Below are 16821 nucleotides of genomic sequence, written 5' to 3'. Positions count from 1 at the left end.
CCATTGACGAAAGTAAACTTCGGAGGGACGCTCAGCTCCGGGTAAGGGGGGAAGCGTTCATGTCGATCACCAGGCGATCCACGCTGGCGGGGGCTGGCCTGTTGCTGGCGACCTCACCGGCCGTGGCGGCGACCAGCGTGCAGATTCCGTTCCGCGTCACCCGAAACCGGCCCTGGGCGGCGACGACCATCAATCGCAAGGATCCGGTCGCCTTTCTCATCGATACCGGCTCGAACGTCTTCGGCATCAGCAACAAGGCCGCCAAGGCGCACGGCCTGCCCCGGGTGACCACCGGCCGGGTGCAGGGCGCGGTCGGACGCCGGGACGTCGTCGTCTACACCGCCAACGAGATCGCCATCGGCGGTGGCGCGGTGCGGGAGCGGGACGCGGTGCTGGTCGATACGGTCAGCGACGACAGCGATTTCATCGTCGGCATCCTGCCGGTCGCCAAGTGGGCGATCATGGGGCTCGACTTCGACGCCCAGCAATTGACGGTGGCCACCCGTCTGTCGGAAGGCGGGGCGCCGGAGGGCTATGAAGAACTGACCACCTACACCCAGGGCGAAAGCTTCGGGACGATGAACCGGCTGGGCGCCAACGCCATCGACGCGCAACACTTCCAGGACCTCGACCAGCGACCGGTCATCGAGGCGGTCTTCGACGGGCAGCCGGTAAAGCTGATGGTCGACACCGGCTTTCAAGGCATGCTGTTCCTGTTCCCCGACTATGTGAAGAAGCGGGGTCTGTGGGACCACTATCCCAAGCACCTGGACAGCGGCATCTCCACGATCGCCGGCGATGCGAAAACCCGGACCGTGCGGGCAGAGAAGTTGCGTATCGGCCGCTACGGATTCGCCACCCCGATTACCGTGCTGGGCCGGCCCGACGACAGCGACAAGGACAGTGTCCAGGACGTGCAGGGCGTCGTCGGCATGGAGGTCCTGCGCCGAATCAACTTCCTGCACCACCCGCTGCGGCGGCGCTTCTACTTCAAGCCCAGCCGGGCCATCCAGGACGTCTATCGATACAATCGCGGCGGCATGGACGCCGATGTCGTCGGCGACCATGTGAGGATCACCTGGATCGATCCGGCCGGCCCGGCCGCAAAGGCCGGGATGAAGATGTCCGACAAGATCGTCGGCTGGCGCGGGACAGACGGGTTCTACGGCATGCTCTGGGCCCTGCGCGGGGCGCCGGGCACGAAGGTGGAGATCCAGGTCGAGCGGGCCGGGGCGCCAACTTTGGTCACGGTTGTGCTGGAAGACGTCATCTGAGCGGCGGGCGACTCCGGTTTCAGGACGATTCATGAACGGCACAAGGCGAGCTCTGCTCAGCGCCATGGGCGGCGCCGGCCTGTTGCTGGCCGCAGCGCCGACGCTGGCGGCCGAAGACGCCGCGCCTGGCCCCAAGGGCTGGTCAGGCGTCGACCTGCAGATCGCCGGCGGCGTCGCCAGCATCCGCGAGCTTGATCCGTTCGGTCCGGCGGCCCGCGCCGGCCTGCGGCCCGGAGATCTGGTCATCGGCTGCAACGGCGGCGGGCTGGGCCAGCTGCCGGTCGCCCTGGGCGGACCGCCCGGCGAGCAGGTCGAGCTGGCCGTGCTCCGGGGCCAGAGCCTGCGAACCGTGCGCCTGGTGCTTGAAGTACAGGAATCTGCTCGCCCGTAGGCAGCGCCTGTTTGCACTGCGGCGCCCGGACCGCTAGCGTGCTGACCCAAGGAAATACACTCGGGGAAGGTGAAGCGTATGCGCGGCCTCATGCAGGACCAGGCCTTGACGGTCGACAAGATCCTGGACCACGCGAAGAACTGGCATGGCCATATGGAAGTGGTGTCCCGATCGGTCGAAGGACCGATCGTGCGGACGACCTACGCCCAGATCCACAGCCGGGCCAAGCGGGTCTCCAACCTGTTGCTGCAGCTGGGCGTAAAGCTCGGCGACCGGGTCGCCACCCTGGCCTGGAACACCGGCCGCCACATGGAAGCCTGGTACGGCATCATGGGCATCGGGGCGGTCTGCCACACCCTGAACCCGCGCCTGCACCCCGACCAGATCGCCTGGATCATCAACCACGCCGAAGACAAGATCATCTTCGTCGACCTGACCTTCGTGCCGATCCTCGAGGCCATCCTCAGCCAGTGCCCGAGCGTCGAGCAGGTGGTGGTGATGACCGACCAGAGCCACATGCCTGGCTTCAAGATTCATGGCGTGCCCGGGATCAAATGGGGCGCCGCCCATTGCTACGAGACCGCCATCGCCGGCCAGTCGGAGCACTGCGCGTGGGGCGGGTTCGACGAGAACACCGCCTGCGGCCTCTGCTACACCTCCGGCACCACGGGCGATCCCAAGGGCGTGCTCTATTCGCACCGCTCCAACGTCATCCATGCCCTGGTCGGCCTGCAGAAGGACGTGCTGGGCATGTCGGCCACCGACGTGGTGCTGCCGGTGGTGCCGATGTTCCACGCCAACGCCTGGGGCACGGCCTTCGCCTGCCCGGCCGTGGGCGCCAAGATGGTCATGCCGGGCGCGAAGATGGACGGCGCCTCGGTCTACGAACTGCTCGACACCGAACAGGTCACCTTCTCGGCCGCCGTGCCGACCGTCTGGCAGATGCTGCTGGCCGAGCTGGACGCCAAGGACCTCAAGCTGCCGCACCTGACCAAGGTGGTGATCGGCGGCTCGGCCTGTCCCGAAAGCCTGATCCGCGGTTTCAAGGAACGCTACGACGTCGATGTCCTGCATGCCTGGGGCATGACCGAGACCTCGCCGCTGGGCACGCTGGGCTCGCCCAACGCCCGGGTCGCCAAGCTGTCCTACGACGAGCAGATGCCCTACAAGCTCAAGCAGGGCCGGCCGCCCTACGGCATCGAGATGAAGCTGACCAACGATGCGGGCGAGCGGCTGCCGCACGACGGCCAGACCTTCGGCCACCTGATGGTCAAGGGGCCGTTCGTGGTCGGCGAATACTTCAAGGGGGCCGGCGGCGCGATCCTCGACCCGGAAGGCTTCTTCGACACCGGCGACGTGGCGACCATCGACCCCGAAGGCTTCATGCAGATCACCGACCGCGCCAAGGACGTCATCAAGTCCGGCGGCGAGTGGATCAGCACCATCGACATCGAGAATATCGCCATGGGCCACCCGAAGGTGGAGCTGGCGGCGGTGATCGGCATTCTGCATCCCAAATGGGACGAGCGGCCGCTGCTGCTGGTCAAGCTGAAGCCCGGCGAGACGGCGACCAAGGAAGAGTTCATCGAGTATCTGACCGGCAAGATCGCCAAATGGTGGATGCCGGACGACGTCGCCTTCGTCGACGACATCCCGCTGGGCGCCACCGGCAAGATCGACAAGAAGGTGCTGCGGGCGCGCTTCGCCGACTATCGCCTGCCCGAGGTGCCGCTGATGGCGGCCATGGCCGCCGCCGCCACGCCGGTGGCCCTGCGCGCCGAGCCGGATCCGGTGCTGCACGCGCCCGAGCCGCCCCCGGAAGCGGCGACGGAGACCCCGGCCCCTTTTGAAGAAGCGGCGGCCGGCGCGGAGGCGGAGGGCCTCGGCTCCCCGACCGCCGCTGAAACAGAGCCTGCGGCGCACGTCGTCCCGGTCGAGGAGCCCGAGAACCGTGTCGAGCAGCTGATCCAGACGCAGCCGGCCGAAGCGGCCGATCCGGGCCCTGAAACCGTCGCCCGCCCGGCGGGACCGGCCCCCATCGCCGAGGCCCTGATCGCCGGGGCGGCCGCGGCCGTCGCCGGCGGCGCGATGATGTTCACCCGCGACGAGGCTCACCGCGACGAGACCCTGAAGGTGGAGCCGGTGCGCGAGCCGCCGCCGGCCCCGACGGTCGAAGCCGCCAAGGTCGAGACGAAAGCGCCCGAACCGCAACCGGCCGCTCCGGCCCCCGCGCCGGCGCAGTCGGCGCCGCCGGTGAGCGACGAGATCCCGGAAAGCGACCTGCCGCTGACCTGGACCCCCGGGGGCGCGGCCGAGCCTCAGCGCACCGAGCACGTGTCCAGCAAGCCGAAGACGGGCGAGGACGAGGAGGTCCCCGCCGCCCTGCCCGGCATGCCCGACATGACGCCGCTCGGCGCCGCGCCAGCGGCCATCGCCGGCGCGACCCTGGTCAAGAGCCAGATCGACAAGCCGGCAACAGGCGGGTCTTCCGACGGCGGCCTGGCCTTCCCGTCCAGCCTGAAGAGCGACGCCAGCGTGCTGGCGACCAGCGACGAGCCGTCGCTGTCCTTCACCCCGGTTCCGGCCGGCGGCGCGAAGAAGGTCAAGACGAAGGGCGGCCTAGCCGATCACTTCCTGACCATCGCCGTCGCCCTGTCGCTGGCCCCGGTGCTGATCGTCCTGGCCGGCGCGGCCGGCATGTGGGCGGGCCTGTGGGACTGGCGCGAAGGCTATCAGTCGGTGCTGACCGCCGGGCCCGCGCCAAACCTCGGCTGGGCGCCGGCCGCCGCCCTGGTCAGCGTGCTGTCGAGCTTCATCGGCCTGCTGGTCGCCGCCCTGGCCGGCTGGAAGCGGCATTGGAGGAAGGCTTTGACGGCGGTCTTCCTGACCCTGGCCACGCTGGGCGGCTTCGCGGGCCTGGCCTGGTGGGAAGGCCAGTCGCCGCGCATCCACGACGTCGCCACCGACTGGTCCGAGCCGCTGCTGTTCACCGGAAACATCATGTCGGCGCGCGGCCCTGACGCCAATCTGGTCGAGCCCAACCCCGTGGTGCCGCTCGACGCCGGCAATGGCGCCGGCCGGCCGATCGCTGAGATCAACAGCGAGACCTGCGGCGTGGCCCGCCCGGCCATGGTCTCGATGCAGCCCGACCAGGCCTTCGCGGCCATCAAGGCGGCGATGCTGGCCGAGGGCATTGCGGTGGTGACCGACGATGTCCGGGCCGGCCGGCTGGAGGGGACGGCCACCAGCCTGATCTATCGGTTCAAGGACGATGTGGCGGTGCGGGTCAGGCCGCAGGGCATCGGCTCGCGCATCGACATCCGCTCGATCAGCCGCGTCGGGGCGGGCGACATGGGCGGCAACTGCCGGCGCATCGGGCGGCTGACGGCGGCGCTGGCTCCGGGGGCGTAGGGGCGCCAAACTCTCCGCCCCTGGGGCGGAGGACAGGTTTGGAGCGTGAGCGACAAACCAGGAGGCGGGACGTCCACCGGCGGTCGTGCGCTGCGTCCGCGGACGCCGGCGGTCAAGGGAACACGCTAATCACCCACCGCCGGTGGGCCCGCCTCCTGCTTTCTCGCTTGAAGGCTCGAAAGCGGTCCTCCGCCCGAAGGGCGGAGAGTTCAAGCGTGCGTCAGACCGCCTCTTTGAGCCGGTAGTCGCTATCCAGCGTCGGCTCGCCCTCGGTGACCAGCCGGCCGTCGCGGACCATCTGAACCATATGGGCCATCACCGAATGGGCGGCGGCCGGATACAGGCGCGAGTCCACGTCCTTGTAGAGCTCGGGCACCATGGCCTTGATGCGCGTGTGGCCGGCGGCCAGGGCGGCGAGGATCTGCTTCTCCCGCGCCCGGCGGTGGTCGATGTAGGCCTGGACGAAGGGGGCGGGGTCGGTGACCGGCGGGCCGTGGGTCGGCCACAGGGTCGAGAAGTTGCGGGCCTTGATGGTCTCCAGGCTCTGGAAATAGTCGCCCATGTCGCCGTCCGGCGGGCTGATCACCGTCGTCGACCAGCCCATGATGTGGTCGCCGCTGAACAGCGCGTTCTCTTCCAGCAGGGCGTAGCAGATGTGGTTGGAGGTGTGGCCTGGCGTCGGGATGGCCTCCAGCGTCCAGTCGCCGCCCGGGATGACGCCGCCGTCGCAGAGGCCGACGTCGGGGCGGAAATTGCGGTCGTCGCCGGCCTCCATGCGCACTTCCGACTCGGTCGGCACGCCCTGGTTGGCGCAGGCGTAGATGGTCGCCCCCGTCCGCTCGGCCAGCGGCCGGGCCAGCGGCGAGTGGTCGGCATGGTTGTGGGTGACGAAGATGTGGGTGATCCGCTCGCCGGCCGTGGCGGCCAGGATGGCTTCCAGATGGTCGTCCATGTCGGGGCCGGGGTCGATGACGGCGACCTCGCCGGCGCCGACGATATAGGTGCCGGTGCCCTTGTAGGTGAACGGGCCGGGGTTACGGGCGACCACGCGCCGGATCAGCGGCGAGACGCGATCGCAGGCCCCGTACTCGAACTCGATCTCTCTGACGAAGGGAATCATGCGGCGGAGTCCGTTGCGGAGTCTTGGTTAATTAGACTGAGGAAAGCGTCCGCGAGCAAGCGTGTCGCGTGCAGCTTGTCCTTGAGCGGCAGGGCGATCGGCGGCCCCATGTCGGTCTTGTTGACGTCCACGACATAGAGACGTCCGTCCTTGTCGCGAAGGATGTCCAGCCCGCCCCAATCGAGCCCCATGCCGGCGCAGAAGGCCGAGATGGCCTCCAGCTCGGCCGGCGAGAATACCGCCTCGGGGGTGGTCAGGGTGGTCGAGCTGTTATGGTTGGCGAAGCGGTCGGCGACGGGGCGGCGCTTGATGAAGACGCAGGCCGGCCGGCCGCCGACACAAGGCGTGCGCAGGTCGGCGACGAGCGAGCCTTCCGTATTGTCGATCAGCTTCTGATAGGTCTTGCCGGGCAGGGCCGGGCAGGGGGCCTGGACGATGCGGCCGTCGTGGACGCCGTTGTCCTCGCCCTTTTCGACCAGCGGGCCCTCGGCCGTGGCCGGGTCAATCATCAGGGGGTAGCCGAAGGCCTGTTCGAACACCCGGGCCACATGGCTCTTGGTGACGTCGGTGCAGCGCCAGTTGAAACGCCGTTCGGGGCCGGTGTTCGGCGGGGCGCCGATGGCGCTGTCATCGAAATAGAAGCCGGCGACGGCTTCGTCCGGCGTGCGGGCGATCCGCGCGCCGGCCCAGGCGGCGGCGGCCCAGACCAGGTACCAGGGCCGGGGCTTGTCGGGCGCGAACCAGACGGCGGGGCCGGGCCGGGTCGCTTGCATCCAGGCGGCCTTCAGGCGAACCGGCACGTAGTAGGCGAACCAGATGGCGCCTTCGGCCAGCAGGGCGCCGTCCAGCGCCAGGTCGGCGCCGGTCTTGTGAACCCTGATCCGTCCGCCGGACACGGTAAAGTCCGACGCCCAGGATGCTCCAGCCATAAATTACTCCGCGCCCCCGAAGCGCATGGCCACATAACTAAGGTAATTCGCATCACGGACAAACGACTTGCCCGCGAGGCGTGCGTGATCGGCCCGGAAGTTGCGCTGCGGACCACCAGACTGGTGGGAAGGTGCGTAAAATGGCTCTCGATGCGATGATCTTTGTTTCAAAACGGCTACAGCGGGTCGCCTTTGCGATCCTCTGTCTCATCGCGGCGCAGCTGGTGCTGGCCTCCTGCGAGCCGGAACCCAGCGCCATGGCCGCCAAGGTCACGCTCGGCGGAACCTGATCCCTTGAGGCGATCGGGGATTGGCCCTTAATGCGGCCATGGCCGACGCCGACCTCGAATCCCTGATCGCCCGGGCGGGCGCGTTTCGCCGGGCCGGCCGCGTCGCCGAAGCCATCACCGCCTACGAACAGCTGCTGGCCCGACGGCCGGCCCTGCCCGACAGCTGGTACAACCTGGCCCTGATGTACCGCCGCGCCCGGCGGTTCGACGACGCCCTGGCCGCTTACGACCAGGCGCTGGCCCACTGCCTTAGCGGGCCGGAGGAGGCTCACCTCAACCGCGGAGTCATCTATGCCGACGATCTGCGGCGGCCGGATCTGGCGGAGCAGGAACTGGCGACCGCCCTCAGGCTGAACCCTCGTTACCAGCCGGCCCTGCTGAACCTCGGCAACCTGCATGAGGATCGGGGCCGCAAGGCGCAGGCCCTGGCCACCTATGACCAACTGTTGGCCCTGGACCCCGACCATCCCGAAGCCCTGGCCCGCGCCGCCCAGCTGCGCCCGGTCAGCGATCCCGCCGACCCGGTGATAGGCCGCCTGCGCCGGGCCATGACCCGTCCAGGCCTGATCCCGCAGGACCGCGCCGGCCTCGGCTTCGCGCTTGGCAAGCTGCTCGACGGAGCCGGGGCTTATGAGCTGGCCTTCGAGGCCTATGCCGCCGCCAACGCGGCGACCCCGGCGCGCTACGATCGCGGCGCCCAGGAGGCCCTGGTCGATGGGCTGATCGCCGCCTTCTCGCAGGCCGGGCCGCCGGCCCCGCCGGTGGCTGGAACCCGGCCGCCGCCGATCTTCATCCTCGGCATGTTCCGATCCGGCTCGACCCTGGCCGAACAGGTGCTGGCCAGCCATCCGCGCGTCACCTCGGGCGGCGAACTGACCCTGCTGCCGACCTTGGTGGGCGAGGCCTTGCAGCCTTACCCGGCGGCGCTGTCGCGGCTCGACCCGGAACCGCTCGCCCGCCGCTATCTCGGCGAGATCGAACGGCTGTTCCCCGGCGCCGATGTCCTGACCGACAAGCGGCCGGACAACTTCCTGCACGTCGGCCTGATCAAGCGCCTGTTCCCGGACGCCCGCATCGTTCACACCCGCCGCCATCCGCTCGACAACGTATTGTCTGCCTGGTTCCTCCACCTCAGCGCGGCCATGCCCTACGCCACCGACCTGATGGACGCGGCCCACTACCTGGCCCAGGAGCGACGCCTCACCGCCCACTGGAAAACCCTGTGGCCGAACGACATTCTCGACCTCGATTACGACGCCTTCGTCCAGGACCCCCGGCCGCACACCGAACGCCTCCTGGCCCACTGCGATCTGGCCTGGGACGACGCCTGCCTGGCCTTTCACCAGACCGACAGCAACGTCCGCACCGCCAGCGTCTGGCAGGTGCGCGAGCCGCTCTATCAGCGGGCTTCGGGGCGGTGGCGCAACTATGAGCGCCAGCTTCGGCCGGTCAGGGACTGGCTGGAAGGGCAGGGGCTGCTTTAGCCCGGCAGCACGGCCGTCAGGTCGTATCCGGCCGCCGAGCCTTGATCGACCAGGGTCTGGCGGTCCTGGCGGCCGGCCAGGGCCTGGCCGACGCTCCAGGTGACGATCGAGCGGGTGCCCGAGCGGCAGAAGGCCAGCACCGGACCGCCGGCGCCATCGACGGCCTCGCGGTTGAGATCGACCTGCTCTGGCGTCGGGCCGCCGCGCACCGGGATGTGGACATAGTCCATGCCGGCGGCGCGCACCGCCGCTTCCATCTGGGCGCTGGTCGGCTGATCGGGGGCCTCGCCGTCGGGGCGGTTGTTGATCACCAGTTTGAACCCGCGGGCGGCCGCTTCCGCCATATCTTCGGGCGCCAGTTGCGGGGCGACGGCGAAATCGGGAGTCACCTGGCGGATATCGGTCATGCTGCGTTCATCCTGAATGAGGTCTGGTTGACAACATCGTCGCCAGACCTCGACTTATCAACGCCGCGCGGTCAGGGCCGGACGGCAAACCTGAATTTTTTGGAACGTGACACCGTCGTCGAACTGAAGTCTGTCGTCGGAGTTTGCGTTCCGGGACCTCGCGTTCCGCCAGCTTAAGGGCCGTCATGCTCCGATTTCTGTCCAGACGCCTGCTGGTCGCCATTCCGACGATGTTCCTCGTCGTCACCCTGGCCTTCTTCATGATGCGGGCGGCGCCCGGCAGCCCGTTCGTCAACGAACGTCAGATGACCCCCGAGGTGCAGAAGGTGGTGGAGGCCAAGTACGGCTTCGACCGGCCGCTCTATGTGCAGTACGGCCTGTATCTGCGCGACGTGGTCCGGGGCGACTTCGGCCCATCGCTGAAATACCGCGACAAGACCGTGCTGCAGATCCTGGCCGAGAATTACAAGGTCAGCCTTTGGCTGGGGCTTTCGGCGATTATAGCGGCTTCGATCATCGGGGTGTTCCTGGGGGTGATCGCGGCGCTGCGGCAGAACAGGTCCATCGACTACGCCACCATGGGGATCGCCATCCTCGGGGTCTGTATTCCCACCTTCGTCACCGCCCCGCTGCTCGTCCTGCTGTTCGGCTCGATGCTGGGCATGCTGCCGATGGCCGGCTGGGGCTGGACCAAGGTGGCGGGCATCGATTTTCCCAACCTCAAGAACATGATCCTGCCGGTCACCGTCCTGGCCCTGCCGCAGATCGCCATCATCTCGCGGCTGGTGCGGGCCGGGATGATCGAGGTGCTGCGCTCCAACTATGTGCGCACCGCCCGCGCCAAGGGGCTGCCGGAGTGGCTGATCGTGCGCAAGCACGCCCTGCGCGCCGCCATCCTGCCGCTGGTCAGCTATCTGGGGCCCGCCTGCGCCGGCCTACTGACCGGCTCGCTGGTGGTCGAGAAGATCTTCGTGCTGCCCGGGCTGGGCAAGTTCTTCGTCATCAGCGCCCTGCAGCGCGACTACACCGTGGTCATGGGCATGGTCATCTTCTACGCCGCCCTGATCCTCATCCTGAACCTGATCGCCGACATGCTGTACGCGGCGCTTGATCCCCGCGTGAGGCTGTCGTGAGCATTTCCATCCCAGGCTCTCCCGAGCGCGCCGCGCTCCTCGAAAAGGCCGTCAAGGGTCGCTCCCTGTGGGACGACGCCCGCCGCCGGCTGCTGCGCAACAAGGCCGCCGTGTTCGGCATGATCGTCCTGGCGACCATGGTGCTGGTCTCGCTGATCGGCCCGCTGTTCGTCGCCTATCCCTATGACATGGTGACCAAGACCGACGTCTGGGCCGCGCCCGGGGTCTCGAACCATGTGCTGGGAGCCGACGCCCTCGGCCGCGACCTGCTGGCCCGGCTGTTCGCGGGGCTGGGCGTCTCGCTCGGCATCGGCGTCGTCGCCACCGCCGTGTCGCTGGTCATCGGGGTCGCCTGGGGGGCCACCGCCGGATACCTGGGCGGCAAGGTCGACGAGGTGATGATGCGCATCGTCGATACGCTCTACAGCCTGCCCTTCATCTTCTTCGTCATCCTGCTGATGGTCACCTTCGGCAAGAACATCTTCCTGATCTTCCTGGCTATCGGGGCGGTCGAGTGGCTGACCATGGCCCGCATCGTGCGTGGCCAGACGATGAGCCTGAAGCAGAAGGAATTCATCGAGGCGGCCCGTGCCGCCGGCCTGACCTCGGCCGACATCATCGCCCGCCACATTGTGCCCAACCTGCTGGGTCCGGTGGTGGTCTATGTGACGCTGACCATCCCGGCGATCATCATCGCCGAGAGTTTCCTCAGCTTCCTCGGCATGGGCGTCCAGGCGCCTATGGCCAGCCTCGGCACCCTGATCTCGAACGGGACGCAGGACATGGAGATGGCGCCCTGGCTGCTGGCCTTCCCGTCGATCACCATGGTGGTGACCCTGATGGCCTTCAACTTCATCGGCGACGGCCTTCGGGACGCCATCGACCCGAAGGACCGCTAGGGTGTCAGTTCTCGCGTTTGGCCCGGAACGAGCCGTAGCCCTTCACGCTGAGCATGTAGCTGCCCAGGCTGGCGGCCTTGATGGTGACCGGCGCCCCGGCCGGCAGCTTGCGGACCTTCTCGGTGTCGATCTGGGTCCAGGTCGCGCCGTCGGCCAGCTTGACCACCCATTTGCCGCTCGCATTCAGCCGCGAGGAGGCGATGGTGGTTTCGAGCCGGGTCAGTTCCTCTTCCTTCTCGCCCTGGGTCATGAAGCTGGGCATCTGGAAGTTGAAGCCGAAGGCGGCCTTGCGGGCCTCGCGCATCTGGCCGCGATCGACGACGACGACATCGCCCTTGGCCTCGGCGGCGTCCAGCGCCGCGGCGGCCTTGTCGAAACAGGCCAGGCGTTCGCCCGGATCGGCGATGGCGCGGCAGTCGACGACGGCCTTCAGGGCGCCGGCCCGTTCGCCCTTCTTGTCGGCGGCGACGGCGCCGCCCGCCATCAGAATCACCAGACCGGCCACAGCCAGTCCTCTTCCCATGCTTGTGGGGCGTAGCGTCATGACCGTCTCCGACTCCAGAACAGCCGCCATTGAAGGCCGACCCAGCGTGATCCGCAATCTCTTCCTCATCGGCGTCGTCCTGGCCGGCCTGTCCCTGGCCGGTTGCGGCGAACAGCCGGTCTCACGCCCGCCCTGTCCGCAGGGCAAGATCTGCCTGACCATCGGCAACACCTCCGAGCCCGCCACCCTCGATCCGCACAAGTCGACCGGCACCTGGGAGGACCGCATCCAGAGCGACCTGTTCATCGGCCTGACCCAGTCGGCCGCCGACGGCACGACCATTCCCGGCATGGCCGAGCGCTGGGAAGTCAGCGCCGATGGCCTGGTCTGGACCTTCCACCTGCGTGACGCGGTGTGGTCCGACGGCCTGCCGGTCACCGCCGACGACTTCGTCTATTCCCTGCGCCGGGTGCTCGATCCCGACACGGCGTCCGAGTACGCCTCGCTGATCTTCCTGATCAAGAATGCCGAGGCGGTGAACAGCGGCAAGGCTCCGCTTGAGGCCCTGGGCGTCCGCGCGCCCGATTCGCGGACCGTCGAGATCACCCTCAACCACCCGGCCGCCTACCTGCCGGAACTGACCCGCCACCATGTCCTTTATCCGGTGCCCAGGCACGTCGTCGAAAAGCTCGGCGACCAGTGGGTCAAGCCGGGCAACCTGGTCAGCAACGGCCCCTACATCCTCAAGGACTGGAAGCTGGGCGACAGCGTCCACACCGTGAAGAATCCCCGCTTCTGGGAAGCCTCCAGCGTCTGCGTCGACGAGGTCTACTGGTACCCGACCACCGACGCCATCTCGGCCGAGCGGCGGGTCGAGCGCGGCGAGCTGGACATCAACACCGACATCGCCTCCAACCGCATCGCCCGCCTGCGTCAGAAGATGCCGGGCTATGTGCACACCAATACCTACCTCGGCCTCACCTACATCGCCTTCAACCGGCGCCCGAACAGCAAGGTGCCGGCCTTCAAGGATCTGCGGGTGCGTCAGGCCCTGGCCATGGCCATCGACCGCGATTTCATCGCCAAGGGGCTGCTGCGCGGCGGCCAACTTCCGGCCAACACCAAGGTTCCGCCCGGCGTCGCCAACTACAAGGCATCCCCTGGTCCCTACTGGGCGAGCTGGCCGCTGAAGCAGCGCCAGGAGAAGGCCCGCGAACTGCTGGCCGCCGCCGGCTATGGCCCGAAGAACCCGCTGAAGTTCGAGCTCAAGCACCGCAACAGCGCCGATCCCATGCAGTTCACTCCGGCCCTGCAGTCCGACTGGAAGGAAGTCGGAGTCCAGGTAACGCTCGCCCAGCAGGAAGGTCAGGTCTCCTACGCCGACTACCGGGTGCGCAACTTCGAGGCCGCCGACGCCGCCTGGATCGCCGACTACAACGACCCGACCAGCTTCCTGGACATGGAGAAGTCCAACTACGGGCCGCAGAACTACGGCGATTACAACAATCCGGCCTACGACGCCCTGATGGCCAAGGCCGACAACGAGCCCGACGCCGACCGGCGCGCCGACTACCTGCGCGAGGCCGAGACCATGATGCTCAACGACGCCCCGATCGCGCCGCTCTATTTCTACATCAACAAGAACCTGGTGAATCCCAGGATCACCGGTTTTGTCGACAACCTGGTCGACCACCACCGCACCCGCTGGATGTGCGTCAAAGGGGCCCGCTGAGTCGGGCCGACCCGCGCGGGGCGAGGCGCGGTCGAGGTCGGGGCCGGTGGCTGTGGCTTCGGCCTGTAACGGCCGCCCCGGAATCGCCGCTCCGCAGCCATGATCGAACGGCGTTAGCGGGGCGATTCTGCCTTCCACAGGGCGGTTTGCGGCCAAACCCGCCCCCCTACGCGGCGGCTGTGGCGCGGATGCGACAATCTGGCGTCGATATCATTACGGATCGGCAATGAGCGTTGACCGCTGTTCTGGCCCGGGCCTATTGCTGGCGTAACCGGACGCACATGTGCGTCCGGGAGGCCCGAATTCATGCTTTTGAGGGGAAGCACGACCGACAAAACGGCGTGCTGGCTCGGAGGGACTAAGTTGAAACTTCAAACCACGCGCGGCCGCCTGCTGGCGTCCACGATGATCTGCGGCGCCGCTTTCGCCGCCCTGGCGTCTGCCGCTCCGGCTTTCGCTCAGGACGCGGAAGGCGATGTTGACGCCGTCTTCATCACCGGCTCGCGTATCCCGCAGCCGAACCTGGTGACCACCAGCCCGATCACCCAGGTGACCTCGGAAGATATCGCCACCCAGGGCGTGACCCGGGTCGAAGACCTGGTCAACCAGCTGCCGCAGGCTTTCGCCGCGCAGAACTCGACGGTTTCGAACGGCGCCTCCGGCACCGCCACGGTCGACCTTCGCGGCCTCGGCTCGGTCCGCACCCTGGTGCTGGTCGACGGTCGCCGCATGCCCTACGGCTCGCCGAACGATCCGGCCGCCGACCTCAACCAGATCCCGGCCGCTCTCGTCGAGCGCGTTGAAGTCCTGACCGGCGGCGCCTCGGCCGTCTACGGTTCGGACGCCATCGCCGGCGTCGTCAACTTCATCATGAAGAAGGACTTCGAAGGCGTTCAGGTCTCCGGCCAGTACAGCTTCTACCAGCACCACAACGACTACGACGGCCCCGGCAACATCCGTGAGGAAGTCGCCCGTCGCGGTCTGACCAACGAAGATAACTTCAAGCTGCCCGACGACAACGTCATGGACGGCTACGGCAAGGAAGTCTCCGTCCTGCTCGGCGTCTCCTCGCCGGACGACAAGGGCAACGTGACCGCCTACGTCACCTACCGTAACAACGACGAAGTGATGCAGGCCGACCGCGACTTCTCGGCCTGTACGGTTGGCGCTCCCGCCGCCGTGCGTCCGAAGACCTTCACCTGCGGTGGTTCGGGCACCTCGTTCCCGGGTCAGTTCACCGACTTCTCGACCTTCGCCTACACGGTCGGCGCTGGCAGCACGTTCGTGAACTACGACGCCAACGTCAACGCCTACAACTTCGGCCCAATCAACTTCTACCAGCGCCCCGACGAGCGTTACTCGCTCGGCGCCGTTGGCCGTTATGAAGTGAACGACCACGCCGAAGTCTTCACCCAGCTGATGTTCACCGACTACAGCACGGTCGCCCAGATCGCGCCGTCGGGTAACTTCTTCAGCACCGGCACCATCAACTGTGGGAACCCGCTGCTGTCGGCCCAACAGTCGGGCGCCATCGGTTGTGACGCCGCCGAAATCGCCGCCGACACCGACGAAGACCTCTACATCGGTCGTCGTAACGTCGAAGGCGGCGGTCGTCAGGACGACCTGCGCTACCAGTCGTACCGCGCCGTTCTCGGCGTTCGCGGCCAGTTCGACGACAACTGGTCCTACGACCTGTCCGGCATCTACAGCCGCGTCCAGCTGTCGCGCATCTACCGCAACGACTTCTCGGTCACGCGTCTGAACCGCGCCCTGGACGTCGTCTCGGTCGGCGGCACCCCGACCTGTCGTTCGGTGGTTGATGGTACGGACCCGAACTGCGTCCCGTACAACATCTTCACCCTCGGCGGCGTGACCGACGAAGCCCTGGACTACCTGCAAGTGCCGGGTATCCAGCGCGCCGCGACCACGCAGCAGGTTGTCACCGCCTCGGTGGCCGGCGATCTCGGCTCTTACGGCGTCAAGACGCCCTGGACCACCAACGGCGTGCAAGTGGCGTTCGGTGCGGAATACCGCCGCGACCAACTGACCTCCGACACCGACAACGCCTTCGCGACCGGCGACCTCGCCGGCCAGGGTGGCCCGACCATCGGCCTCAGCGGCGCGACCGAGGTCTACGACCTCTTCGCCGAACTGCGGGTTCCGCTGATCGAGGACATGCCGGGCGCCAAGCTGCTGTCGGCCGAGTTCGCCTACCGCTTCTCGGACTACGGCACGGGCGTCAACACCGACACCTACAAGATCGCCGGTGACTGGGCCCCGATGGAAGACTTCCGCTTCCGCGCCAGCTACCAGAAGGCCGTCCGCGCCCCGAACGTGATCGAACTGTTCACGGCCCAGGGCCTTGGCCTGTTCGACATGGACGAGGATCCCTGCGGTCCGGCCATGACCGCCACCCTGGCCCAGTGCCAGGCGACCGGCGTGACGCCCGCTCAATACGGCGCGGCCTCGCTGGACAGCCCGGCTGGCCAGTACAACCTGTTCGGTGGTGGTAACCCCAACCTCGAGCCGGAAGAAGCCAAGACCTACACCGTCGGCGTGGTCTTCACCCCGACCTTCCTGCCGGGCTTCACCCTGTCGGTCGACTACTTCAACATTGAAGTGACCAACATCATCACCACCTTCGGCGCGGCCAACACCGTCGCCGCCTGCTACGAAGACAATGATCCGGTCGCCTGCGCCCGCATCAACCGTAACGCCCTGGGCAACCTGTGGACGAACGGCAGCTCCGTTGAAGACTTCAACATCAACGTCGGCTTCCTTGAAACCCAAGGCTACGACTTCGTCGGCAACTACTCCTACGACCTCGGCGACGCGGGTGGCCTGAGCTTCAACTTCGTCGGCACCCTGCTGAAGGATCTGAACTCGGCCAACAACGGCGACTGCCTCGGCAAGTTCGGTCCGAGCTGCGGCGTTCCGGCTCCGGAATGGCGTCACCGCTTCCGGGTGTCCTACGACACCCCGTGGGGCGTCGATATCTCCGGCACCTGGCGCTACATCGGCGAAGTCGAGCTGGAAACCGGCGACCGTCCGCTGGACGGCACCTTCGACGCCGAGAACTACTTCGACCTGTTCGCTTCGTGGAAGGCGACCGACAGCGCCTCCTTCCGCGTCGGTGTGAACAACGTTCTCGACAACGATCCGCCGATCTCGCGCAGCGTGGGCACCACCGGCAACGGTAACACCTACCCGCAGACCTACGATGCCCTGGGCCGCTACGTGTTCGTGGGCTTCACCCTGGACTTCTAA

Annotated in this window: 13 protein-coding genes; 9 read left to right on the top strand and 4 right to left on the bottom strand. The window is 67.5% G+C overall.

Annotated elements, in window-relative coordinates; genetic code table 11:
- Positions 1 to 59: 59 nt before the first annotated feature.
- The 3 genes from O5I81_RS16165 to O5I81_RS16155 all read left to right on the top strand — a co-directional run bounded on the left by O5I81_RS16165 (position 60) and on the right by O5I81_RS16155 (position 5076).
- Positions 60 to 1274, top strand: a complete 1215-nt coding sequence (locus O5I81_RS16165) for an aspartyl protease family protein (RefSeq protein ID WP_271065889.1) — start codon at positions 60 to 62, stop codon at positions 1272 to 1274.
- A 31-nt stretch (positions 1275 to 1305) separates the two neighbouring features.
- A complete protein-coding gene (locus O5I81_RS16160; protein ID WP_271065888.1) occupies positions 1306 to 1665 on the top strand; it encodes a PDZ domain-containing protein in 360 nt (119 codons plus the stop codon).
- A gap of 78 nt (positions 1666 to 1743) precedes the next feature.
- The gene (locus O5I81_RS16155) at positions 1744 to 5076 is read left to right on the top strand and encodes a long-chain-fatty-acid--CoA ligase (protein WP_271065887.1); all 3333 of its coding nucleotides are present in this window, start codon (positions 1744 to 1746) and stop codon (positions 5074 to 5076) included.
- Positions 5077 to 5296: 220 nt separating this feature from the next.
- Here O5I81_RS16155 and O5I81_RS16150 read toward each other — a convergent pair whose 3' ends face one another.
- Together O5I81_RS16150 and O5I81_RS16145 are read right to left on the bottom strand one after the other, a co-directional pair.
- Positions 5297 to 6196 (bottom strand): MBL fold metallo-hydrolase, encoded by a 900-nt coding sequence (locus O5I81_RS16150; protein ID WP_271065886.1) that lies wholly within the window; start codon positions 6194 to 6196, stop codon positions 5297 to 5299.
- Positions 6193 to 7125 (bottom strand): hypothetical protein, encoded by a 933-nt coding sequence (locus O5I81_RS16145; protein WP_271065885.1) that lies wholly within the window; start codon positions 7123 to 7125, stop codon positions 6193 to 6195. The genes O5I81_RS16150 and O5I81_RS16145 overlap by 4 nt, the downstream gene beginning before the upstream one ends.
- 140 nt (positions 7126 to 7265) lie before the next feature.
- On the opposite strand from O5I81_RS16145, the gene O5I81_RS16140 reads away from it, so the two are divergent.
- A complete protein-coding gene (locus tag O5I81_RS16140; protein ID WP_271065884.1) occupies positions 7266 to 7415 on the top strand; it encodes a hypothetical protein in 150 nt (49 codons plus the stop codon).
- A gap of 38 nt (positions 7416 to 7453) precedes the next feature.
- Entirely contained in the window at positions 7454 to 8899 is a 1446-nt protein-coding gene (locus O5I81_RS16135) for a tetratricopeptide repeat-containing sulfotransferase family protein (protein WP_271065883.1), read from the top strand.
- Here O5I81_RS16135 and O5I81_RS16130 read toward each other — a convergent pair.
- The gene (locus O5I81_RS16130) at positions 8896 to 9306 is read right to left on the bottom strand and encodes a TIGR01244 family sulfur transferase (RefSeq protein WP_271065882.1); all 411 of its coding nucleotides are present in this window, start codon (positions 9304 to 9306) and stop codon (positions 8896 to 8898) included. The genes O5I81_RS16135 and O5I81_RS16130 overlap by 4 nt on opposite strands.
- A gap of 185 nt (positions 9307 to 9491) precedes the next feature.
- On the opposite strand from O5I81_RS16130, the gene O5I81_RS16125 reads away from it, so the two are divergent.
- Positions 9492 to 10439, top strand: coding sequence for an ABC transporter permease subunit (locus O5I81_RS16125; RefSeq protein WP_271065881.1), 948 nt, complete (start codon positions 9492 to 9494; stop codon positions 10437 to 10439).
- Complete coding sequence (locus O5I81_RS16120; RefSeq protein ID WP_271065880.1) at positions 10436 to 11338, top strand: ABC transporter permease subunit; 903 nt, start codon at positions 10436 to 10438, stop codon at positions 11336 to 11338. The genes O5I81_RS16125 and O5I81_RS16120 overlap by 4 nt, the downstream gene beginning before the upstream one ends.
- Before the next feature lie 4 nt (positions 11339 to 11342).
- On the opposite strand, the gene O5I81_RS16115 is transcribed toward O5I81_RS16120, so the two are convergent.
- Positions 11343 to 11843 carry a hypothetical protein gene (locus tag O5I81_RS16115; protein ID WP_271065879.1) on the bottom strand — a complete coding sequence of 167 codons (501 nt, stop codon included), beginning with the start codon at positions 11841 to 11843 and terminating at the stop codon, positions 11343 to 11345.
- A gap of 37 nt (positions 11844 to 11880) precedes the next feature.
- Between O5I81_RS16115 and O5I81_RS16110 the strand changes: the two genes are divergently transcribed.
- Positions 11881 to 13554: a peptide ABC transporter substrate-binding protein gene (locus O5I81_RS16110; protein WP_271065878.1), complete on the top strand. Its 1674-nt coding sequence runs from the start codon at positions 11881 to 11883 to the stop codon at positions 13552 to 13554.
- 363 nt (positions 13555 to 13917) lie between these two features.
- Positions 13918 to 16821, top strand: a complete 2904-nt coding sequence (locus tag O5I81_RS16105) for a TonB-dependent receptor (protein ID WP_271065877.1) — start codon at positions 13918 to 13920, stop codon at positions 16819 to 16821.

The sequence above is a fragment of the Caulobacter sp. NIBR1757 genome, assembly GCF_027912495.1.
Classification (GTDB): Bacteria; Pseudomonadota; Alphaproteobacteria; order Caulobacterales; family Caulobacteraceae; genus Caulobacter.
The sequence above is the reverse complement of the archived record's forward strand: the minus strand, read 5'-3'. Positions and strand labels throughout refer to the sequence as shown.